Annotated in this window: 20 protein-coding genes; 12 read left to right on the forward strand and 8 right to left on the reverse strand. The window is 56.3% G+C overall.

The features are described 5' to 3' along the window. Positions 1-310 precede the first annotated feature (310 nt). The 4 genes from dps (at position 311) to glnQ (ending at position 3382) form a co-directional block, all read left to right on the forward strand. Entirely contained in the window at positions 311-814 is a 504-nt protein-coding gene (gene dps, locus FY046_RS07100; protein WP_133842093.1) for a DNA starvation/stationary phase protection protein Dps, read from the forward strand. Positions 815-1164: 350 nt separating this feature from the next. After that, positions 1165-1911 carry a glutamine ABC transporter substrate-binding protein GlnH gene (glnH, locus tag FY046_RS07105; protein WP_133842094.1) on the forward strand — a complete coding sequence of 249 codons (747 nt, stop codon included), beginning with the start codon at positions 1165-1167 and terminating at the stop codon, positions 1909-1911. 92 nt (positions 1912-2003) lie between these two features. Further along, positions 2004-2663: a glutamine ABC transporter permease GlnP gene (glnP, locus tag FY046_RS07110; RefSeq protein WP_062746608.1), complete on the forward strand. Its 660-nt coding sequence runs from the start codon at positions 2004-2006 to the stop codon at positions 2661-2663. Continuing rightward, positions 2660-3382 carry a glutamine ABC transporter ATP-binding protein GlnQ gene (gene glnQ, locus FY046_RS07115; RefSeq protein WP_446185907.1) on the forward strand — a complete coding sequence of 241 codons (723 nt, stop codon included), beginning with the start codon at positions 2660-2662 and terminating at the stop codon, positions 3380-3382. Before glnP ends, glnQ begins: the two co-directional genes overlap by 4 nt. A 193-nt stretch (positions 3383-3575) precedes the next feature. Here the strand turns inward: glnQ and rlmF are convergent, their stop codons facing one another. Continuing rightward, positions 3576-4505 carry a 23S rRNA (adenine(1618)-N(6))-methyltransferase RlmF gene (gene rlmF, locus FY046_RS07120; RefSeq protein ID WP_446185908.1) on the reverse strand — a complete coding sequence of 310 codons (930 nt, stop codon included), beginning with the start codon at positions 4503-4505 and terminating at the stop codon, positions 3576-3578. Between the two features lie 145 nt (positions 4506-4650). Beyond that, positions 4651-5187, reverse strand: coding sequence for a hypothetical protein (locus tag FY046_RS07125; RefSeq protein ID WP_133841114.1), 537 nt, complete (start codon positions 5185-5187; stop codon positions 4651-4653). Positions 5188-5340: 153 nt separating this feature from the next. On the opposite strand from FY046_RS07125, the gene FY046_RS07130 reads away from it, so the two are divergent. Then, entirely contained in the window at positions 5341-5967 is a 627-nt protein-coding gene (locus tag FY046_RS07130) for a flavin reductase family protein (protein ID WP_159338096.1), read from the forward strand. A 148-nt stretch (positions 5968-6115) separates the two neighbouring features. Then, positions 6116-6637 carry a 5' nucleotidase, NT5C type gene (locus tag FY046_RS07135; protein WP_133841116.1) on the forward strand — a complete coding sequence of 174 codons (522 nt, stop codon included), beginning with the start codon at positions 6116-6118 and terminating at the stop codon, positions 6635-6637. Positions 6638-6716: 79 nt separating this feature from the next. Here the strand turns inward: FY046_RS07135 and hutG are convergent, their stop codons facing one another. Both hutG and hutI read right to left on the reverse strand, forming a co-directional pair. Continuing rightward, positions 6717-7508: an N-formylglutamate deformylase gene (gene hutG / locus FY046_RS07140; protein WP_167864886.1), complete on the reverse strand. Its 792-nt coding sequence runs from the start codon at positions 7506-7508 to the stop codon at positions 6717-6719. Next, the gene (gene hutI / locus FY046_RS07145; protein ID WP_167864887.1) at positions 7505-8722 is read right to left on the reverse strand and encodes an imidazolonepropionase; all 1218 of its coding nucleotides are present in this window, start codon (positions 8720-8722) and stop codon (positions 7505-7507) included. The genes hutG and hutI overlap by 4 nt, the downstream gene beginning before the upstream one ends. An 81-nt stretch (positions 8723-8803) precedes the next feature. Between hutI and FY046_RS07150 the strand changes: the two genes are divergently transcribed. Beyond that, positions 8804-10159, forward strand: coding sequence for a formimidoylglutamate deiminase (locus tag FY046_RS07150; protein WP_133841119.1), 1356 nt, complete (start codon positions 8804-8806; stop codon positions 10157-10159). Beyond that, positions 10156-10713 (forward strand): HutD/Ves family protein, encoded by a 558-nt coding sequence (locus FY046_RS07155; RefSeq protein WP_133841120.1) that lies wholly within the window; start codon positions 10156-10158, stop codon positions 10711-10713. Before FY046_RS07150 ends, FY046_RS07155 begins: the two co-directional genes overlap by 4 nt. Here FY046_RS07155 and hutC read toward each other — a convergent pair. Continuing rightward, complete coding sequence (gene hutC, locus FY046_RS07160) at positions 10689-11435, reverse strand: histidine utilization repressor (RefSeq protein WP_167864889.1); 747 nt, start codon at positions 11433-11435, stop codon at positions 10689-10691. The two genes, FY046_RS07155 and hutC, sit on opposite strands and share 25 nt — an antisense overlap. Positions 11436-11735: 300 nt before the next feature. Here hutC and hutH point away from each other — a divergent pair, with 300 nt between their 5' ends. The 3 genes from hutH (at position 11736) to FY046_RS07175 (ending at position 16268) form a co-directional block, all read left to right on the forward strand. Further along, positions 11736-13280: a histidine ammonia-lyase gene (gene hutH / locus FY046_RS07165; protein WP_133841122.1), complete on the forward strand. Its 1545-nt coding sequence runs from the start codon at positions 11736-11738 to the stop codon at positions 13278-13280. Positions 13281-13304: 24 nt separating this feature from the next. Continuing rightward, positions 13305-14990 (forward strand): urocanate hydratase, encoded by a 1686-nt coding sequence (gene hutU / locus FY046_RS07170; protein ID WP_133841123.1) that lies wholly within the window; start codon positions 13305-13307, stop codon positions 14988-14990. A gap of 123 nt (positions 14991-15113) precedes the next feature. Further along, positions 15114-16268: a M20 aminoacylase family protein gene (locus FY046_RS07175; protein ID WP_167864890.1), complete on the forward strand. Its 1155-nt coding sequence runs from the start codon at positions 15114-15116 to the stop codon at positions 16266-16268. A gap of 240 nt (positions 16269-16508) precedes the next feature. Here the strand turns inward: FY046_RS07175 and ybiB are convergent, their stop codons facing one another. The 3 genes from ybiB to FY046_RS07190 all read right to left on the reverse strand — a co-directional run bounded on the left by ybiB (position 16509) and on the right by FY046_RS07190 (position 20632). Beyond that, a complete protein-coding gene (gene ybiB, locus FY046_RS07180; RefSeq protein WP_446185950.1) occupies positions 16509-17480 on the reverse strand; it encodes a DNA-binding protein YbiB in 972 nt (323 codons plus the stop codon). Between the two features lie 27 nt (positions 17481-17507). Continuing rightward, positions 17508-19670: an ATP-dependent DNA helicase DinG gene (gene dinG / locus FY046_RS07185; RefSeq protein WP_446185909.1), complete on the reverse strand. Its 2163-nt coding sequence runs from the start codon at positions 19668-19670 to the stop codon at positions 17508-17510. Positions 19671-19738: 68 nt separating this feature from the next. Beyond that, on the reverse strand, positions 19739-20632 hold the full coding sequence (locus FY046_RS07190; RefSeq protein WP_192933208.1) for a LysR family transcriptional regulator: 894 nt from the start codon (positions 20630-20632) through the stop codon (positions 19739-19741). A 132-nt stretch (positions 20633-20764) separates the two neighbouring features. Here FY046_RS07190 and FY046_RS07195 point away from each other — a divergent pair, with 132 nt between their 5' ends. Beyond that, complete coding sequence (locus FY046_RS07195; RefSeq protein ID WP_159338091.1) at positions 20765-21850, forward strand: iron-containing alcohol dehydrogenase family protein; 1086 nt, start codon at positions 20765-20767, stop codon at positions 21848-21850. Positions 21851-21884 lie beyond the last annotated feature (34 nt).

Below are 21884 nucleotides of genomic sequence, written 5' to 3' on the forward strand. Positions count from 1 at the left end.
ATTCCACAGCGCGAATTGTGACAAATTGGTTAATTACCTCATCAGAAACATCCAGTTATAATTTTAATAAAAATGAATCACTTAATGCAAAATTAAAAAAATTATCCTTTAAAAACAGAAAGATAGAATAATAAAATAAACAAAAATCATTCGCATCATTATTTAACCTCACCCTTCTCTGTCTTTATTCTGTCAACAGGCCGGCACTATTCAATCAATAGGCACTAACTTTCCAACAAAATTAAAAACCAGTGCTATACTTAATCCCGTATTCAATTAGGACAACCTGACTATCAAGAGGATATTAATGATGAGTACCGCTAAACTGGTTAAAGCAAAATCTTCTGATCTGATTTACACCCGTAACGACGTGGCCGATGACGAGAAAAAAGCCACCATTGAGGTGCTTAATCGTCTGGTTATTGAATTTATCGATCTGTCGCTGATCACCAAGCAGGCGCACTGGAACATGCGCGGAGCAAACTTTATTGGCGTCCACGAGATGCTTGATGGCTTCCGCACTGCGATCACCGACCACCAGGATACCATTGCAGAACGCGTTGTGCAGCTGGGTGGCGTGGCACTGGGCACCACGCAGATCGTTGCCGACAAAACACCGTTGAAAAGCTACCCGCTGAATATTCACAGCGTGCAGGATCACCTGAAAGCGCTGGCCGATCGTTATGGCATCGTTGCTAATGACGTGCGTAAAGCTATCAGTGAAGTCTCGGATGAAGACTCTGCCGACATCTTCACCGCCGCATCACGCGATCTGGATAAATTCCTGTGGTTTATCGAATCTAACATCGAATAATCGCACTGACGATTCCGCTCAGCTCCTGGCAGATGGTGATCCATCTGCCTTTTTTTTGCCAAAATGTTGCTAAAGTAAGAACTCTGTGACATTAAATTAATCCCCCCCGACACTATCTGTTGTTTTTATCCCGTAATTTGCTAAAACTGCTGATGCACCACCATAGACACAGCGCACCATAATGGGGCACCAAAATTGTGCACCACCCTGAACCCTGTCAATGAGCTTAAGAAAAATCGCATTTAACTTGCTGTTTTTCATTGTTTTTGCAAAACTGGCACGATTCTTTCATAGGGCTGCGGGCATTTAATCGGGAAAGACCTTTCCCGAGAAGCGATAAGGATAAAATGATGAAGTCAATTTTTAAGGTTTCTCTTGCAGCGCTGACGCTGGCGTTTGCGATGTCTTCCACGGCTGCTGACAAAAAACTGGTTGTTGCTACCGATACCGCTTTCGTGCCTTTTGAATTCAAACAGGGTGATAAATATGTCGGTTTCGACATCGACCTGTGGGATGCGATTGCCAAACAACTGAACATGGAATACACCCTGAAGCCAATGGACTTCAGCGGCATCATTCCTGCGCTGCAAACCCGTAACGTTGACCTGGCTCTGGCCGGTATCACCATTACTGAAGAGCGCCAAAAAGCGATCGACTTCTCTGACGGCTATTACAAAAGCGGCCTGTTAGTGATGGTGAAAGCGGGTAACGATGCCATCAAAGGCATCAATGACCTGAATGGCAAAGTGGTTGCAGTGAAGAGCGGCACCGGATCGGTTGACTACGCTAAACAGCACATCAAATTTAAAGATCTGCGTCAGTTCCCGAACATCGACAATGCCTATATGGAACTGGGTACCAACCGTGCTGACGCGGTCCTGCACGACACACCAAACATTCTTTACTTCATCCACACCGCAGGCAAAGGCCAGTTCAAAGCTGTAGGTGAGTCAATTGAAGCACAGCAGTACGGTATCGCCTTCCCGAAAGGCAGTGATGAGCTGCGTGGGAAAGTGAACGGCGCACTGAAAACACTGCGTGAGAACGGCACCTACAATACGTTGTACAAAAAATGGTTCGGCAGCGAACCTAAATAATAAGAAAATATCGGTAACGCCTTAAATGCAGGAGCGTGTTGCTCCTGCGTTTTTTCCACATCAACACACTGTTTTAGATCCGGAGAATAAACATGCAGTTTGACTGGAGCGCCATCTGGCCTGCTATTCCAATCCTGCTTGAAGGTGCCAAAATGACCCTGTGGATTTCGGTCCTCGGTCTGCTTGGCGGTGTGATCATCGGTCTGGCCGCAGGTTTCGCCCGCGCCTACGGTGGCTGGCTTTCACGCAACATCGCGCTGGTTTTCATTGAACTGATCCGTGGCACCCCTATCGTGGTGCAGGTGATGTTTATCTATTTCGCACTGCCAATGGCACTGCCCGATTTCAGAATCGACCCGTTCACTGCTGCGGTGGTGACCATCATGATCAACTCAGGTGCCTACATCGCTGAGATTACGCGTGGTGCTGTGCTGTCGATTAACCGTGGCTTCCGTGAAGCCGGCCTGGCGCTGGGCCTCTCCAGCCGTGAAACGCTGCGCTACGTGATTATGCCGCTGGCGCTGCGCCGTATGCTGCCACCGCTGGGTAACCAGTGGATCGTCAGCATCAAAGACACCTCACTGTTTATCGTGATTGGTGTGGCAGAACTGACCCGCCAGGGACAGGAAATTATTGCAGGTAACTTCCGCGCACTGGAAATCTGGAGCGCCGTTGCGGTTATCTATCTGATTATTACGCTGGTGCTGAGTTTCGTTCTGCGTCGCCTTGAGAGAAGGATGAAAATCCTGTGATTGAATTTAAAAATGTTTCCAAGCACTTCGGTGCTACTCAGGTCCTGCATGACATCGATCTGAAAATAAACCAGGGCGAAGTGGTGGTGATTATCGGCCCATCGGGTTCCGGTAAATCCACACTGCTGCGCTGCATCAACAAACTGGAAGAGATCACCAGCGGTGATTTGATTGTTGATGGCAAAAAGGTCAACGACCCGAAAGTGGACGATCGTCTGATCCGCCAGGAAGCGGGCATGGTATTCCAGCAGTTCCATCTGTTCCCACAGATGAGTGCGCTGGACAACGTTGCCTTCGGTACTATCCGCGTACGCGGTGCGAAGAAAGCCGATGCTCAGCGTCTGGCGAAGGAACTGCTGGGTAAAGTCGGCCTGGCTGAACGTGCTAACCACTTCCCTTCCGAGCTGTCCGGTGGCCAGCAGCAGCGCGTGGCGATTGCCCGTGCGCTAGCCGTGAAGCCGAAAATGATGCTGTTCGATGAACCCACCTCTGCGCTTGACCCGGAGCTGCGTCACGAAGTGTTAAAAGTGATGCAGGACCTGGCTGAAGAAGGCATGACCATGGTCATCGTGACCCACGAAGTGGGCTTTGCGCAGAAAGTGGCATCGCGCCTGATCTTTATCGATAAAGGCCGTATTGCGGAAGACGGTAACCCTGACGAGTTGATCTCCAACCCGCCAAGCGCCCGTCTGCGTGAGTTCTTACAGCACGTGTCGTAATCCCTTCAGGGGCGAACCTGCGTTCGCCCCTGCTTTTCGTCTTTGTCTCAAAACCTCTCCTTTCTCTTTCACACCGTCTTGACGGTCTATACTTTTCTGCCGATCGCCACTACAGGAGAAGAGGATTCGCGCACACGAACAGGGTGTTTGACGCCCGCTTAAACGAAACGGGCCGACTCACACAGCGGCAAGGTTAAAGATTAAGGTTGCGCGTTCTCTGCGGCTGTTCCATAAAACTCCACGCAATAAAGCGGCTCTGCTTCTGTCCCTGCGCCATTTCAACGGTACGCATGGCAGCAACATCCGCCTCTTCCAGCGTACGCCACAGCTCCGGCAGATGCTCTTTGCGTGATACCAGCGTGGTGAACCACACGCACTGACGGCCGAAGCTGGCGCTCTCTTCAATCATGCGCTTGATAAACGCCACTTCGCCGCCTTCACACCAGAGTTCGTCCTGCTGCCCGCCGAAGTTCAACGGAGAGTGGCGATCCAGCCCCAGGTTGCGCAGCTTCCGCTGGCTGCCCTGGTGGGCATCGGCTGCGGATGCGTGGAACGGTGGGTTACACAGTACGGCCTGATACAGCTCACTTTTGTGAATCACACCTTTAAAAATCGCGTTAGTGTCTTTCTGACGGCGCAGACGAACGGCACGGTTCAGGCCCGGATTCGCCGCGATAATCGTATTGGCGGAGGTCATCGCCTGCTCGTTGACTTCACTGCCGGTAAAGCGCCACTGGTATTCGCTGTGGCCAATCAACGGATAAATCAGGTTTGCACCGCAGCCGACGTCCAGCACGTTAATGTCACGCGGCACCACGCGGCGGTTATCTTCCGCCAACAGGTCAGCCAGATGATGAATATAATCGGCACGTCCCGGCACTGGCGGGCAAAGGAAACCTTCCGGGATATCCCAGTGAGCGATCTGATAAAAATGGCTCAGCAGGGCCTGATTCAGCGCCTTAACGGCATCGGGATTGCCGAAGTCCACGGACTCGCTGCCCCAGTTATTGACCGCGACAAAAGGTGCCAGGGAGGGATGGCTGGCAATCAGCGCGGCAAAATCGTAGCGACCGCGATGACGGTTACGGGGGTGAAGCACATTTTTTTCAACAGGGGTTTTCATCAGTCATTCTCTTATCAGCAGACGCGTAAGATACCTGCTGCGCTATTAATGGTAAACCACTGGCAGATAATTCACGCGTTGTGCCTGCGGGTGGGGAGCGCCTGCTGAGAGAAAAAGGGCCTGACGGCCCTGATTTTTGTGCTGACTATTTCGCCATCGCTTTCATCGCTTCGAGATCGGCTAATGACGTAAATTCGCAGCTTAGCAGTGTCTTACCCGGGATCCCCTGCGCTTCACGTGCCGTGATCGCCACGCGTCCCATCTCCGGTGAAGGCTGGTCGGCATCAGCTAATACGCGAATGTAGCTTTTGGTCGCCACGATCATCGGGTTTTTGGGCTCAGGCGTTAACTGATAAGTTTTCGCCAGCTCATCGGCTTTATTGCCTTCGACCAGCACGCCGTAGGTGGTACCTGCCAGCACAAAGGCTTTGGTGCTGTAACCATCTTTGACCACAGCTTCAGTCAGCGGGTAAACCGCCATTGCACCCACCAGCTGATATTTGGACACTTTTTCTGCTTCATTGTAGAGCGCGCTGGCAGCCTTGGTGGTGTAGGCTGGTTTGCATAATGCGGCATCAAAAAATGCGCTATTATCCGCCGCTGTAGCCGCTGTAGCCGAAAACAGTACCGCGGCAGCAATCAGAAGAGGGGTTGCAGTAAAACGCGAGGCATTTGAATACATGTAAAGCTCCTTAAAATTAAGTTCCTTAAAAAATATAAGGGCATATCTTCTTAGATAGCGCCCCTAATATATTGCATGTTTCAAATGATTTTCCAACTGAATGCATTTGACTTAAGTCATTAATATTTATCTTTATTATTATAGGAGTTCCCTTTGCGTACGCGTCATTCGTATCAACCTAAACAAGGCCACGGCCTGCCGCACGATCCACTCAATGCGATCATTGGTCCGCGCCCGATTGGCTGGATCAGTTCACAGAATGTGGCCGGGCAGCGTAATCTCGCACCCTATAGCTTCTTTAACTGCTTTAATTACCGCCCTCCAGTGATTGGGTTCGCCAGCAGCGGCTGGAAAGACAGCGTGGCGAACATCGTTGAAACCGGAGAATTTGTCTGGAACCTGGCGACACGTTCGCTGGCCGTTCCGATGAATGAAAGCTCGGCCTCTCTTGCCCACGGCGAGGATGAGTTTGCTTATGCGGGGCTGACTGCCCTGCCGGCCAGCCTGGTAAACGTCAGTATGGTGGCCGAAAGCCCGGTCAATTTTGAGTGCCGACTCTCACAGTGCATTCAGTTGCAAACCGCCGATGGCGAGCAGATCCCGACCTGGCTGGTATTGGGCGAAGTGGTGGCGATCCATATTGATCAGGATCTGCTGGTTGACGGGATCTATCAGACGGCAAAAGCAGAACCGATCCTGCGTGCAGGCGGCCCCTCCGCCTATTACGGCATCAGTGAAGCGCTGAAGTTTGATATGGTCAGGCCGGATGCCCGGGGTTAAATACAAGTCGGGCATGCCCGGCAGGTGCAATGGAATAAACGTCAGATAGCAGACCATTCAGTGAGGCAGGCATGACAAACGCCGACATGCCGTCCGCAGGCTTTTTTGCTATGATGCGAATTCTAAAAACATTAGTCATGGAGTGATTATGAAACGCATCGCCATCGATATGGATGAAGTCATCGCTGATTTTCATACTAAGATATTAGCCACCTGGAACGCCCATTTTTCACAGCAGCTGATGCCGGATGAGCTGAACCTGTTTAATCTGCATCAGGACGATCAAGATAAACTGGTGGAAATCTTTGAGCTGGTCGGCGACCCCACCTTCTTTGCCGACCTGGGCGTGATCGCCGACAGTCAGCGGGTGATCGCCCGGCTGAGCGAGCATTACGAGATTTTTATTACCACCGCTGCGATGGAAGTGCCGACATCGTTCAACGCTAAATTCCAGTGGCTGAAACAACACTTCCCGGCCATCAAACCCAGCAATATCGTGTTCTGCGGCAACAAAAGCATTATCAATGCCGACTATATGATCGATGATAACGTGATTAACTTCGCGAATTTCTGCGGGGAAGGCATTCTCTATTCGGCGCCGCATAACCGTCATGTGACGGGCTACCGACGCGTGGAAAACTGGCAGGACATTGAAACCCTGTTGTTGTAAGACAGAAACGTTGTTGTAAGACATAAAAATTGTTGTAAGGCAGATAAAATCAGGGCGCAACACCGTTGCGCCCGAAAGATCAACGCGATTTTCCGTAGTGCAGCAGCGTCTCGATCAGCTGCTTAAGCAGCGGCTGAAGCCTGCTGGCTTTATCTTCTCTCCAGCCAAAGGGCGGCTGCTCATCCATATAATGACACTGCGCCAGTTCCAGCTGCACCGCATGCTGGTTCTCCTGCGGTTTACCGTAAGCGCGGGTAATATAGCCGCCTTTAAAGCGCCCATTCAGCACCCAGCTAAATTGAGACTGGGCATCACAGCAGGCAGCGAGCTGTTGCGCCAGTTCCGGGTGGCAACTGGCACCATCGTTGGTTCCCAGATTCAAATCCGGTAATTTGCCATCAAATAAACGTGGGATAACTGACGCTATCGAATGGGCGTCAAATAACAGCGCATAACCAAATTGATGCCTGATCCGCGCCAGCTCCTGCTCGATTTTGTCATGATATGGCTGCCAGATATGCTGCAGATAACCTTCACGCTGTGCCGGTATCGGTGTTTTTCCCGGGGCAAACGTTGGAGAGCCGTCAAACAGGGTTTCCGGATAAAGCCCGGTGGTCGCCGTGGTGTACAGTGCCTGGTTATCCGGCGGACGATTGAGGTCGATAACAAAGCGTGAATAGTTGCCCACCAGCACGCTGACGCCCATTGCCCGGGCAAAGTCGTACAGTTGAGGGATATGCCAGTCGGTATCGGGCAGCCCGCGTGCGGCATCACTTAAGCCGGATTCCACTTCAGGCGTGAGCTGCGTGCCCGCATGGGGAATACTGAGCAGCAGCGGAAGCGTACCGGCGCTGAATTGATAAGCGTTCATCGTTCTTCTCCACGAAAGATGACCCGGCAGGGTAACTGCCCGCCAAGCCAGTAAACCAGTTCAGCCGGGCGCGCCAGCGGCCAGTGGACGAAATCGGCCAACTTACCCACCTCCAGCGAACCCAGTCGATCGGCCAGACCCAATGCACGCGCACCGTTCAGCGTCACTCCTGCCAGCGCCTCTTCCGGCGTCATACCAAACAGCGTGCAGCCCATATTCAGCATCAGACGCAGTGACAAAGCCGGGGACGTTCCCGGATTGGCGTCGCTGGCCAGCGCCATCGGCACCTGATAACGGCGGAACAACTCAACAGGCGGGCGCTGTGTTTCACGCAACAGATAAAAAGCACCGGGCAGCAGTACGGCAACGGTGCCATGTTGCGCCATCGCAGCAACGTCAGTTTCAGTGGCATATTCCACATGGTCCGCCGACAGCGCATTAAATTCTGCCGCAAGCGCACTGCCACCCAGCGGTGACAGCTGTTCTGCGTGCAGCTTCACTGGCAATCCGAGCCGCTGCGCCGCGGTAAAGACCCGCCGTACCTGATCGGGGGAAAAGGCCAGGTGCTCGCAGAAGGCATCCACCGCATCGGCCAGACCTTCTGCCGCCACCTGAGGCAACAGCCGATCACAAATGACGTCAACCCAGGCATCGGGCTGCTGCTGATACTCCGGCGGCACCGCATGTGCCGCCAGGCAGGTTGCCTGGATCTGTGCAGGTACCTGCTGCGCCAGTTGACGAATGGCCTGCAGCATCCGCAGCTCGCTGGCAATTTCCAGCCCGTAACCGGATTTAATCTCAACGGTGGTGACACCCTCGGCCAGCAAATGATCGAGGCGCTTGCGGGCACTGGCCACTAACTGCGCCTGGGAAGCGCTGCGGGTTGCGCGCACGGTAGACAAAATGCCCCCGCCCTGGGCCGCAATCTCGCTGTAACTGACCCCGTTCAGACGTTGTTCAAACTCATGGCTGCGATCGCCCCCAAACACCAGATGCGTATGACAGTCCACCAGACCGGGCGTGATGATCCCCCCGCCGAGATCGGTGCGCTGACTGGCCGCAATATGCGCACTGTGTGTATAAGGCCCCAGCCAGACAATCTCTTCCCCGCTGACGGCAATGGCGCCTTGCTCAATGATGCTGTAACGCCCATCCTGCATGGTGACAATATCGGCCCCATACCAAAGATGGTCGCAGCTGAGTTGCTGGTTCATCCGCTCTCCCATGTTATGCACTTTACTGTTGAATCATAAGTATGTATATGTATATACAACCTCATTGCACAGGAAGCAACCATGACACGCTTTTTTGCGCCCCGCGCCCTGCTGGCCGATGGCTGGCAGCGCAATGTCCTGATTGATGTCGATGCACAGGGCATGATCACCGCCACTGCTGCCAACAGCACGCCCGAGGGAGCACAGCGGCTTAATGGCGTCGTGCTGCCTGCGATGGCCAACCTGCACTCACACGCTTTCCAGCGGGCGATGGCCGGGCTGGCCGAAGTGGCGGGTGACCCGCAGGACAGCTTCTGGACCTGGCGCGACCTGATGTATCGCATGGTGCAGCGTCTGTCGCCGCAGCAGGTCGGTGCCATCGCCACACATCTGTATGTTGATATGCTGAAAGGCGGCTATACCCAGGTGGCCGAGTTCCACTATCTGCACCATCAGCCCGATGGCCAGCCCTATCCTGACGATGCGATGCTGCGCCAGTTGATTCACGCCGCCGACCGCAGCGGCATTGGTCAGACACTGTTACCCGTGTTGTACAGTTATGCCGGATTTGGCAGCCAGCCCGCACAGCCGGGGCAGAAACGGTTTATTCAGGATACCAACACCTATCTGGCTCAGCAGCAGCGCCTGCACCAGCTGATTGCCGGGCGGCCGTTGTACAACCAGGGGCTGTGCTTCCATTCTCTGCGTGCGGTGAACGAACAGCAGATGCGCGAGGTGTTGGAAAGCAGTCCCGCCGATCTTCCGGTGCATATTCATATTGCGGAGCAGGAAAAAGAAGTCAACGACTCGCTGGCCTGGAGCGGTGAACGCCCGGTGAGCTGGCTGCTGGATCGCTTTGCCGTGGATTCACGCTGGTGTCTGATTCACGCCACGCATCTGGACGAACAGGAGATCCGCCGCCTTGCCGCCAGCCAGGCCGTTGCCGGTCTGTGCCCGACCACCGAGGCTAATCTGGGGGACGGGATTTTCCCGGCCACCGACTACGTGGCTCAGGGCGGTCGCTGGGGGATTGGCTCTGACAGCCATGTTTCGCTGGATGTGGTGGAAGAGTTGCGCTGGCTGGAATATGCCCAGCGACTGCGCGACCGCCGCCGCAACCGTATTGTGACCGCGCAGGAACCGTCAGTGGGTGACGTGCTGTATCAGCAAGCGCTGGCAGGTGGTGCTCAGGCATGCGGCGTGAAGATCGGCAGCCTGCAGCCCGGCTACCGCGCTGACTGGCTGGTGCTGGCCGGGGATGCCCTGCTGGACAGCACCCCGGATACCTCACTGCTGAACCGCTGGCTGTTTGCCGGCCACCGTAGCCAGATTCAGGATGTGTTTGTCGCCGGACAGCAGCGCATCCGTGACGGACAGCATGCACAACAGACCGCAATTAATGCCGATCTGCGTGATGCCCTGGAGGCATTACAGTGATCCATCTGTATGAGAGCAACCGCCTGCCCGCCAGCCGCTGGCGTAATGGCGGTGGTGAAACGCGGGAAATTGTCAGCTATCCACCCGGTGCAGCGGATTTTGACTGGCGCATTAGCATTGCCACCATTGCCGCTGACGGTGATTTTTCACTGTTCCCCGGCATCGATCGCATTATTACGCTGCTCAGCGGGGATGTGGCGCTCTATCGTCATGACCAGCTTTATCAGCCGTTGAGCCTGCATCAGCCGTTCGCCTTTCGTGGCGAAGAAGCCATCAGCGCCCGGCTCTCCGGCAAAATCAGTACAGACTTTAATATCATGGCACGGCGCAGTGCTTTTCTGCCGGAGGCGGGGATTGCCACCACGCGCTTTGCACCTGCGGCGATTGAGGCGGGCGTGGTGTATGTGATTTCAGGTCAGTGGCAGCATCAGCAAACGCTGCTAAAAGCGGGCCAGGGCGCATGGTGGGAGAACAATGCCGGGGCGTTTATCCCGGTGTCAGAAGATGCGCAGTTGCTCTGGGGCACACTTCACTTAAAACGTCCGAATAACTGATAGCGTGAACCAGGATAGAGCAGGCGCGCGTAAGTCACAATCTTGCCCTCGCTCCAGGTCTGGCGGCGGATCAACAGGCAGGGTTCCGTAGCCTCGATTGCCAGATGACGGCACTGCTGTGCATCCGGCAATACCGCTTCCACAATATGCTCACCTGCTGTCAGCGGTGCCACATGCATCAGATAGGTATAAGGCGTCTGATGCTCATAGTCCTGTTGCAGATAATCCGGTGCCATTTGCGGATTCACCAGGCGATCTTCCAGCTGTACGGGTTGCTCGTTTTCGTAATGCACCATCAGCGAGTGGAACAGTGACTGACCGGTGGCTAATCCCAGCACAGCCGCTTGTTCCGGGTCGGCTTTACATTCGCGCAGCGTGAGGATTTTGCTGCTGTGCCGATGACCACGCTGGGCGATCTCTTCTGCGATATTGTGCACTTCCAGCATTGCCGTATAGCCCTTCACTTCGGCCACAAAGGTGCCCACCCCCTGCATACGGATCAGATACCCTTCGCTGGTGAGTTCGCGCAGTGCGCGGTTGATGGTCATACGGCTGACGCCGAGTTCATTGACCAGCTCGCTTTCTGACGGCACGCGCTGGTTGGCTTTCCACACCCCTTCACGGATCTGGCTGATAATCGCCTGCTTAACACGCAGGTAAATCGGAGCAGGCTGATCGCTCATGGCTGCGGAGAGTTGTGAAATGGCAGTCTGCACGACCATAGCGGATTCCTTAATTATCTGATAACGGAAGTTTACGGGCTAAAACCTGATATGTATAGACATCCGGACCGCACCTGAATAAAGCATGATGCCCTGATGCAGTGCAAACCCGAAAGCCTGCTGTGCGCGGGCTGCTGGAAAAATCCCCGGTTAAACACACATTTTCTCCGAAATCGTTTTTGTGACGCAGCTGGCACAACTCTTGCTGGTTGTATAGACAAGACTATACACATGTGTTTCACTCATTAACGTCTTCCTAACAAAACACAGCAACCTTAGTTGTCTATACAGGAGTATACCATGTCACTGACTACGCATCATTGCCTGCTGACGCCGGGCAAGGTGGACCTGGCCACCCTCAAAAGGATCTATCGCGGGGGTGTCACACTGGCGCTGGACGAAACGTCACGCAGCCGTATTCAGCAGGCGAGTGCCACGGTGGCCGCGATCGTCAAAGAAGGCAAAGTGACCTACGGCATCAACACCGGTTTTGGCAAACTGGCACAAACCACCATTCCAACGGAACGCCTGGCCGAGCTGCAACGTAACCTTGTTCTCTCACACAGCGTCGGGCTGGGTGATCTGCTGCCAGATGATGTTGTGCGCGTGATTATGGCGACCAAAGTCATCAGTCTCGCGCGCGGTCATTCGGGAATACGTATTGAACTTGTCGACGCACTGCTCGCCCTGTTTAACGCAGGCATCATGCCGTGCATCCCGGAAAAAGGCTCCGTTGGCGCCTCCGGCGATTTGGCCCCGCTGGCACATCTGTCGCTGATGCTGCTGGGTGAAGGTGACGTCCGCGTACAGGGCAAACTGATACCTGCCACTGAAGGGCTGGCGATCGCCGGGCTGAAGCCCTTTGTGCTGGGACCCAAAGAGGGCCTGGCGCTACTCAACGGTACCCAGGTGTCGACGGCGCTGGCACTGCGCGGCCTGTTCGAGGGGGAGAATGTGTTTGCCGCCGGGTTGGTGGCGGGCGCTCTGTCGCTGGAAGCCATTAAAGGCTCGATCAAACCTTTCGATCACCGTATTCATGAAGCGCGTGGTCAGCAGGGTCAGATTGACGTGGCCGCTGCGGTGTCAGCGCTTCTGGAAGGCAGTGAAATCCTCACTTCGCATGCCAACTGTGGCCGCGTGCAGGACCCCTACTCCATTCGCTGTGTCCCACAGGTGATGGGCGCCTGCCTCGATAACCTCAATCATGCGGCGAAAGTGTTACAGATTGAAGCTAATGCCGCCTCCGATAACCCGCTGGTGTTTACCGACACCGGCGAAGTGATTTCCGGCGGTAACTTCCACGCCGAGCCGGTGGCGTTTGCCGCCGATATCATCGCACTGGCCGTTGCCGAAATCGGTGCCATCTCTGAGCGTCGCCTGGCGCTGCTGCTGGATACCGGCCTTTCCGGTCTGCCGCCGTTCCTGGTGAACGATGGTGGGGTGAACTCCGGCTTTATGATCGCTCAGGTGACCGCCGCTGCGCTGGCCTCTGAAAACAAATCGCTGGCCCATCCGGGCAGCGTCGACAGCCTGCCCACCTCCGCAAACCAGGAAGATCACGTTTCCATGGCAACCTACGCCGCCCGTCGTCTGGGCGCGATGTGTTTTAACACCGCTGCAGTGGTCGGCATCGAAGCGATGGCCGCTGCACAGGGTATTGATTTTATCCGCCCGCTGCACAGCTCCCCTCAGCTGGAAAACGTGCTCGCCGCCATCCGCGAACGCGTGCCTTACCTGGAAAAAGACCGCCTGATGGCACCGGATATCGAGCAGATGCGTCTGTGGGCTGGCGCGGATCGCTGGCCGGATATGATCGCCGCCCTGCAACCCTCACGCGCGCGCTAAGCCCATATTGAGAAGGAATACACCATGACTGAATCTGTAAAAAATGCCGTCGCCCGTACCATACGCGCCCCGCACGGCAGTGAACTGCACTGTGCTAACTGGCTGATTGAAGCTGCTTATCGCATGATCCAGAACAACCTTGACCCGGATGTTGCTGAGCGCCCGGAAGACCTGGTGGTTTATGGCGGCATTGGCAAAGCAGCACGGAACTGGGAGTGCTTTGAGCAGATCCTGCGATCGCTGAAAGCGCTGAAACCGGAAGAGACGCTGCTGGTGCAGTCCGGCAAACCGGTGGGCGTATTCCGCACCCATGCCGATGCGCCACGCGTGCTGATTGCCAACTCTAACCTTGTGCCGCACTGGGCCACCTGGGACCACTTCCATGAGCTGGATAAAGCCGGGCTGATGATGTACGGCCAGATGACTGCCGGCTCCTGGATCTACATCGGTGCGCAGGGCATTGTGCAGGGGACGTTTGAAACCTTCGTGGAGGCCGGGCGCCAGCATTATCAGGGCGATCTTGCCGGTAAATGGATCCTGACCGCCGGGCTAGGCGGGATGGGCGGCGCACAGCCTCTGGCGGGCGTGCTGGCCGGTGCCTCCGTGCTGGCGATAGAGTGCCAGGAGTCCCGTATTGATTTCCGTCTGCGCACCCGTTATCTGGATTACAAAGCCTTTAGCATCAATGAAGCCCTGGAAATTATCGACCGGGCAAACAAAGAGAAACGCGCGATTTCTGTCGGCCTGCTGGGTAACGCGGCCGAAATCCTGCCAGAGCTGGTGAAACGTGCGAAAGCCGGCGGCATGAAGCCGGATATCGTCACCGATCAGACCTCTGCCCACGACCCGATCAACGGCTACCTGCCTGCGGGCTGGGATCTGGCGCGTTGGGAATCCACCCGCAAGACCGATGCAAAAGCCGTAGAAAAAGCCGCCCGTGCCTCAATGGCAGTCCATGTTCAGGCGATGCTCGACTTCTGCCATATGGGCATTCCGACGGTGGATTACGGCAATAATATTCGACAGGTTGCCCTGGACGAAGGGGTGAAAAATGCCTTTGATTTCCCAGGCTTTGTTCCTGCTTATATTCGCCCCCTGTTCTGTGAAGGCAAAGGTCCCTTCCGCTGGGTCGCCCTGTCCGGTGACCCGGAAGATATCTACAAGACCGATGCCAAACTGAAAGAGCTGTTCCCGGATCACAGCAACCTGCATCGCTGGCTGGATATGGCGCAGGAGCGCATCGCTTTCCAGGGTCTGCCTGCCCGCATCTGCTGGCTGGGGTTGGGTGAGCGTCATCTTGCCGGGCTGGCCTTCAACGAAATGGTGCGCAACGGTGAGCTAAAAGCACCGGTGGTTATCGGTCGTGACCACCTTGACTGCGGTTCGGTGGCTTCCCCTAACCGTGAAACCGAAGCGATGATGGATGGATCGGATGCCGTGTCGGACTGGCCGCTGCTGAACGCTCTGCTGAACACCGCTGGCGGGGCCACCTGGGTCAGTCTGCATCATGGCGGTGGCGTCGGGATGGGCTTCTCACAGCATGCTGGTGTGGTGATTGTTGCAGACGGCACCCCGGAAGCTGATGTGCGCCTCGGGCGCGTACTGTGGAACGACCCGGCTACCGGCGTGATGCGCCATGCGGATGCGGGTTACGAAACAGCCAAAGCCTGTGCCCGCAAGCACGAGCTAAATCTTCCCATGATCAAATAACCCCACACGGGCCTGCTCTCAGGCCCGTTTTTCTCTGCACCTGCCCCTTTCCTTATCCGTTTTATGCTAACTTATTTTGTGCCCGCTACTGGATAGCAAAGCCCCTGACAGGAGAAGTAATCTATGGTCATTCCCGTTTCGCTGATTGATGAAGCCACTGGCTGGCGCAGGGCATTTCATGCCCGCCCGGAGCTTGGCTATCAGGAGCATCATACGTCGCAAGCGGTGGCGGAACAGCTTACAGCGATGGGGCTTCAGGTGCATCGTGGCCTGGCGGGGACGGGCGTCGTCGGGACGTTGGAAAACGGCCCCGGCCCGACCATTGGTCTGCGCGCTGATATGGACGCACTGCCGATGACCGAACTGGGAAACCCGCCGCACCGCTCCACGCAGCCGGGCGTGATGCATGCCTGTGGCCACGATGGCCACACGGCAATACTGCTGGCAACGGCCAGACACCTCAGCACCACCCGATGTTTTAGCGGCACCGTTCACTTTGTCTTTCAGCCTGCGGAAGAAAACCTCGGCGGTGCACGCCGCATGGTTGAAGACGGCTTGTTTACCCTGTTCCCGATGGATGCCATTTACGGTATGCACAACTGGCCGGGCCTGCCTGCGGGCCATGTGGCGGTCAATGAAGGAGCGATGATGGCCTCGCTGGATTCGTTCGAAATCACACTGAACGGACGCAGCTGTCATGCCGCCATGCCGGAAAACGGCGCAGACCCGATTGTCGCTGCTGCCCAACTGATTCTGGCGCTGCAAACCATCCCTGCACGTCGCCTGTCGCCGCTGGCCTCGGCGGTCGTCAGCATTACGCAGATTAACGGTGGCGAAGCGATCAACGTCATCCCGGAGACGGTGGTGCTGCGCGGCACGCTGCGCTGCCTGCAGGCGGATGTCCGTGTACGGGTACGCCAGATGATTGATGAGTTTGTCACCACCTTCACTCGCCCGCTGGGCATCGAAGGCAGCATTGTTTATCAGACGGATTATCCGGTCACGGCGAATAATCCACAGGAAGCCGCGAAGGTGCGTGACTGTGCGCTGACGTTACTTCCCGCAGAGCAGGTGCACTGGAATGTTAACCCATCGATGGCATCGGAAGATTTTGCCTGCATGCTGGAAGCCTGTCCCGGTGCCTATTTCTGGCTGGGGGCCGACGGTGAAACCCCTTCTGCACCGCTGCATAATGCTCGCTATGATTTTAACGATACGCTGATCGGCCCAGGTATTGCGCTGTGGACCGCCCTGGTCGGGCAGTTATTGCCCCGTTAGAACCGCGTATTCAACACCGGGCGAGGCATGCCTCGGCCCTACAGCGATTCCAGATAAAAGGGCTTTCGGATCCGGTCCATCCGTTCCAGATAAGGGGGATCTCGTCGGGGTCGGGCCGTTATTGCCTCGTTAGAACCGCGTATACAACATCGGGCGAGGCATGCCTCGCCCCTACAGCGGTTAACGATGATGAGGGATTGGTAGGGGTCGGGCATGCCCGACCCGAATGCGGCGCGGGTGTTAATAGCCCGCCGAATCGATCTGCGCTAACGCGTCATCCAGATCAATCGCCCGCCCGGTGGCGAGGTAACAGCAGGCAATCTGCAAACGCAGCGACTGGGGCACGGGCACTTGGCGATCCAGGCAACGACGGATCCATGCGGCCGTGGTGGCCGCATCTTTAGCTGAAGGCAGATGGTCAGCGCTCAGCACCACTTCTTCCTGCCGGGACAACAGCGCACGCGTGTCTTCTCCAGCAATCAGCGTGATCGACGGGCACCGCTGCGGGCTGGCGTACACTTCCCCTTCCGTACCGTTCAGCAACAAACCCCGCCCGCCAACGGCGCTGAAAAATGTTGCCACGCGCGGGATATACTCCGGATGCGAAACGCTGGCCAACCGCAGCGCCGCATCGGCGGCAAACGGCGTTGCCAGCTTGGCCAGCGTATGCGCACTGTTACGCACCCCCATACGCCAGCGCAACGCCAGCTGCTGCTCCATGGGCTGGCAAAGCGTGCCAATAGTGATAAACACCAGCTCACCGGCATCCAGCTTCGCCTGTGCTTCTTCCAGGGTGGAAACCGCGGGTATATCCAGCGCTGCAAAGACCGCCTCGCTGGTGATGCGGGTCGGATCGTCGCTAACGCCGTGAACCAGCACCGGGAAGCCCAAACGCGACAGCAGCAGCGCCAGCAGCGGCGTCAGGTTTCCCTGACGGCGTGCCCCGTTGTAACTCGGGATCACGATGGGCATCGGTCGCTGTGCAGGTGGTATCAGGCGCGGCATCTGCTCCTGCATCGCCTGGTAGAAGCCCAGCATCTCGCCCTCGCCTTCGCCTTTAATGCGCAGAGCAATCAGCAGAGCACCCAGCTCAAGATCCGGTACCTCGCCGTTCAGTATCCGGCGATAAAGCTCGCACGCGGTATCCGCATCAATATCGCGGGCATGATTCTTACCGCGTCCGACCTCTTTGATAATTTTTTTATAGTCCATGCTCATGTTTTTGCTCAGTAAAAAGGGTTAACGACGACGGCGCGGCGCGGGTTTCTTCTTCGCGGCCGGGGTCACGGCTTTTGGCAGTTCGCCTTCCGGCATCGGAGGCTGCGCGATGGGGAACACCGGCAGCGCTCCCAGCAGGCGTGCGCCATAGCTTTTGCTGATCAAGCGCCGATCGTAAATCACAATCTCGCCAAAGCAATCATGGCTGCGGATCAACCTCCCGACCTGCTGGATGAGGTTAAACGAGGCGCTGGGCAGGCTTTGCACTTCAAACGGATAGCGCTTGAGGCTTTTTAGCCACTCTCCCTCTGTCAAAATAACCGGACTGTCTATCGGGGGGAAAGCGATTTTATGAATATGGACCTGAGAAAGCAGGTCACCTTTCAGATCCAGCCCCTCCGCAAAGGACTGTAATCCCACCAGAACGCTGGTTTCCCCCTGCTCTACGCGTTTACGGTGCAGCGCCACCAGCGCCGGGCGTGGCTTATCGCCCTGCACCAGCATCATCAGGCGCAACTCGGGCAGGTAAGCGAGGAATTGATGCATGGCGCGACCACTGGCGAACAGCACCAGGATACCTTTATGGGCCGCAAGCTTAATTTGATGACGAAAGAAGTGCGCCATTTCCGCCAGGTGCATCACTTCGTTCGCCAGCATCGGCTCGTACTTCATCTGCGGGATAATCAGCTGCCCCTGAGTCACATGATTAAACGGCGAATCGAGGGCGACAAAACGGTCCCCGGCTTTCTCACTCAAGCCGGACATCTCCTGCAGACGCTGGAAACTGTTTAACGAGCGCAGCGTCGCCGAGGTCACCACCACATGCGGGATCTTGCGCCACAGCAACTTTTCCAGCTGTTCACTGACGCGTATCCCGGCGCAGTGAAACATCAGATGCGCGCTACCGTCGCGGATTTCCCGTGTGACCCATTTCGACACCGGGGCGCCGGATGCCTGCTCCATTGCCGCCAGTCGCCACAGCTTGCTGCTGGCTTCAAACCAGCCCAGCGCACGGTTCATCTGGATCAGCGTACGGTGCAGGCGCACTACGTCAAACTGGCCGGTTTTCTCGCTGAGGTCATTCATCATCCCTTCCGCCAACCCACGCAGCGCATCGCTGAGTTTGAAAAGGCGGGCGCAGATTGTCAGGATCTCTTCGGGCAGCAGCCCCATCTCAAAGCGATATTCGCCCTCCTGCCCTTCCGGCGGCAGATACAGGCCTAAGATTTGCGACAGCATCTGTAACTGCTCACGCACCTCTTCGCAGTGGGCTTTGAGCTTGTCCGGGTGGCTAAGGGACGGCGGGCGTTTCGGACGAAACTGCGCCAGGCACTGCTCCACCAGGCGGCAGAACAGATCCAGTTGTAACACGGTCCAGCCTGGGGTGATTTCGCCGCTCATCTCCAGCGCATCGCGTGCCACATCCGGTAAATGGTGGCCTTCATCCAGCACCAGAAGCAGGTTTTTCGGCGGTGGCAGCACGGATTCTGTTTCCAGTGCGGCCATCACCAGGGCGTGATTCGCCACCACCACGTCCGCATCTTCGATTTCACGCCGCGCCACATAAAACGGGCATTCACGGAACCAGTTGCAGTTACTGCCGAGGCAGTTGGCTTTATCGGTGCTCAGGCGTTGCCAGAGGGAGTCTTCAATATTTTCCGCACAGTGATCGCGCAGTCCATCCCACTGATAGCGCTTGAGGGATTTTTCCAGTTCAGTGCAGATGACCCGCTCATCTTTGCTGGCGGTCATATCGTCATCGAGGAACAGCAGCAGATCGCCCTGATTTTCTTCATCTGTTGCCAGCGCCGACAGATTGCGCGGACACACGTAACGACCACGACCAAACGCCGCAGTGAACTTCAAATCGGGAATAATTTTCTTCAGCAGGGGCAGATCCTTACTGAAAATCTGATCCTGTAAGGCCACGTTAGCGGTGCTGACCACCAGCGGTTTTTCCTCAGCGCGGCTGACAGCAATACCGGGGATCAGGTAGGAGAGGGTTTTCCCCACCCCGGTCGGCGCTTCAATTGCCAGATGACGACCGTCGTCCCCCGCCAGCGTTTTCGCGACCTCGGCAATCATCTGCCGCTGCGGCGCACGCGGAATAAAATCGGGAACTTGCTGTTGCAGGGCTTTATACCACCCGGCAATTTGCGTTTTTAACGCGACAGTTAACGCCATGACAATCACTTCCAGCTAAACAAGGCTGTATTTTTACACAGTATTGCGGCGGCGTCAGCCTGCAAACGTTAATCTCCTGCGGCGGCTTGCAGTTTCAGCAGGTCACGCAGGGCACGGATCGGAACTTCCCGGCTGCGGCCACGACGAAAAATCAGGGAAAATGCTGCACGATAGTTGAACTGTTCCGGTGACAGACGCCGCAACCGGCCCTCAGCCACCCATGACCGCGCGCAGTGCTCCGGCAGGTAACCAATATACTTACCAGAAAGGATAAGAATCAGCTGCGCTTCGATGCTTTCCACAGAGGCGCTACTATCTTTAAAGCCGCGCCGCGCCAGCTCGCTCTGATTCCAGTAGCTGCGAGTCACGAAGCCCACATTTTGCAGGTCATCCAGGGTGTGGCGGGCAAACAGCGAATGGCTGTCGCTACAGTAAAGCCAGTGCTGTTCATGGTGCAGCGGCACTGTCACCAGATTATTCACGTTCACCGGGAAATGCCCGATGGCCAGGTCAAGGCGGTTATCCAGCACCTGCTGCTGCAACTCATTCGGGTCACGTACCGCCAGGCTGAGGTAGATCGCCGGAAAGCGGTCACTGAACTGACGCAGGGTATCGGCCAGATGCAGTCGGTCATCCGTGGCGATAGAGTCCACGACGCCAAGTGAAAACACGCCACCCTGCTCATTCTTCAGCCCGTCCACCTGGCGGTCAAAGTCCTGCAAGGTATCCAGCAATTGCAGGCTGTATTGCAGATACTGTTCGCCTTTTTCTGTCAGTGAAAATCCTGCCCGCCCGCGTCGGCACAGCACGAAACCCAGCTGTTGCTCCAGCTCACTCATATAGGCGCTGATCGCAGGCGTGGTCATATTCAGCTCCTGCTGGGCGCGGGAGTAGCCCTGGCAGCGCGCCACACAGACAAACACACTCAATAGTTTCAGATTGGGTAAACGGTTGAGGCTCACTTTCGTTCCACTGATTAAACGATCGATAGTTAAGTAAATCATGAAGTGAATAGTGGATACGAGTGATTTTCCTGCGGAGGGTTCCGTCAGATGATAGCCATAACTTTCCCCCTTTTTTTCTGAAGGATAACCATGTCACACCAACATCTGATTTTCCCGGCGCGCGTACTGCGTGGCGCGGGAGTCATCAACCAGATCGGCACCCTCAGCCGTGAACTGGGCCAGCGTGTGCTGCTGATTGGCGGCCACCAGGCGCTGGCGGCGGTCAAAGACCGGGTGGCGCAACAGCTGACGGCAGCAGGTTGTCTGCTGGTGGGCAGCGAATGGTTTGGCGGCGAAACCTCATTACGCCAGATTGCCCGCCTGGGCGCGCTGGCGCAGGAATATCAGGCCGACGTGATTATTGCAGCGGGGGGAGGTAAATCGCTGGATACCTGCAAGGCGGTCGGTGCCGAGCAGAATATCCCGGTGATCACCCTGCCCACCATCGCCGCGACCTGTTCGGCGGTGACGCCGTTAACCATTCGCTATGACGATAACGGCAACTTTTTTGATATCTTCCCGCTGCCGCAGGCTCCGGCGGCGGTGATCATCGACAGCCAACTGCTGACCGAGGCACCGCTGCGCTGGCTGGCCGCAGGGCTGGGCGATACGCTGGCAAAATGGTATGAGTTTCGTGCGGTGAGCGAACGCCACCCGGCCGTGGATGCGAATGCGCTCTCCTCGCTGGCACACAGCCGTCTCTGCTATGACGTGATAGCAAAACACGGCCCGGCAGCCTGTGAAGCCGTGCGCCAGCGGCAGCCTGATCACGCTCTCGATCAGGCGCTGGATGCCATCTTCACCTTTGCCGGGCTGACTTCACTGATGAGCAACGGCGCCCATGCGGCGGCTTCCCATGCCATTTACGAAGGGTTCACTTTCGTCGACAAAACCCGCGAATTCGGCCACGGCCTGCTGGTCGGCTACGGCAATCTCTGCCTGCTGGCGCTGGAGCAGCGCGATGATGCAGAGCTGCTGGCAGAAATGCGCCTGGCGCGAGACTGTGGTGTACCGCTTAGTCTGGCAGAGATTGCCGAACTGAATGCGGACGAACTGGCGGTGATTGTGCGTGAATCGGTGCATGCACCGGATATGGAAAATATGCGCGAGACGGTGACAGAAAGTGCGCTGTATCAGGCGATGGCGCGCGTGGACGCGCTGGCCGCCCGCGTTTAGCCCCGTCTCCCCCGGAAAGTGATCCGGGGGAGCG

The sequence above is a fragment of the Erwinia sp. 1181_3 genome (assembly GCF_052824965.1).

Excerpts from the sequence above, each read along its gene's own strand:
- dps (WP_133842093.1), top strand. The coding sequence starts at position 311 with ATGAGTACCGCTAAACTGGTTAAAGCAAAATCTTCTGATCTGATTTAC.
- glnH (WP_133842094.1), top strand. The coding sequence starts at position 1,165 with ATGAAGTCAATTTTTAAGGTTTCTCTTGCAGCGCTGACGCTGGCGTTT.
- glnP (WP_062746608.1), top strand. The coding sequence starts at position 2,004 with ATGCAGTTTGACTGGAGCGCCATCTGGCCTGCTATTCCAATCCTGCTT.
- rlmF (WP_446185908.1), bottom strand. The coding sequence starts at position 4,505 with ATGAAAACCCCTGTTGAAAAAAATGTGCTTCACCCCCGTAACCGTCAT.
- FY046_RS07125 (WP_133841114.1), bottom strand. The coding sequence starts at position 5,187 with ATGTATTCAAATGCCTCGCGTTTTACTGCAACCCCTCTTCTGATTGCT.
- FY046_RS07135 (WP_133841116.1), top strand. The coding sequence starts at position 6,116 with ATGAAACGCATCGCCATCGATATGGATGAAGTCATCGCTGATTTTCAT.
- hutG (WP_167864886.1), bottom strand. The coding sequence starts at position 7,508 with ATGAACGCTTATCAATTCAGCGCCGGTACGCTTCCGCTGCTGCTCAGT.
- hutI (WP_167864887.1), bottom strand. The coding sequence starts at position 8,722 with ATGAACCAGCAACTCAGCTGCGACCATCTTTGGTATGGGGCCGATATT.
- FY046_RS07150 (WP_133841119.1), top strand. The coding sequence starts at position 8,804 with ATGACACGCTTTTTTGCGCCCCGCGCCCTGCTGGCCGATGGCTGGCAG.
- hutC (WP_167864889.1), bottom strand. The coding sequence starts at position 11,435 with ATGGTCGTGCAGACTGCCATTTCACAACTCTCCGCAGCCATGAGCGAT.
- hutH (WP_133841122.1), top strand. The coding sequence starts at position 11,736 with ATGTCACTGACTACGCATCATTGCCTGCTGACGCCGGGCAAGGTGGAC.
- hutU (WP_133841123.1), top strand. The coding sequence starts at position 13,305 with ATGACTGAATCTGTAAAAAATGCCGTCGCCCGTACCATACGCGCCCCG.
- FY046_RS07175 (WP_167864890.1), top strand. The coding sequence starts at position 15,114 with ATGGTCATTCCCGTTTCGCTGATTGATGAAGCCACTGGCTGGCGCAGG.
- ybiB (WP_446185950.1), bottom strand. The coding sequence starts at position 17,480 with ATGGACTATAAAAAAATTATCAAAGAGGTCGGACGCGGTAAGAATCAT.
- dinG (WP_446185909.1), bottom strand. The coding sequence starts at position 19,670 with ATGGCGTTAACTGTCGCGTTAAAAACGCAAATTGCCGGGTGGTATAAA.
- FY046_RS07195 (WP_159338091.1), top strand. The coding sequence starts at position 20,765 with ATGTCACACCAACATCTGATTTTCCCGGCGCGCGTACTGCGTGGCGCG.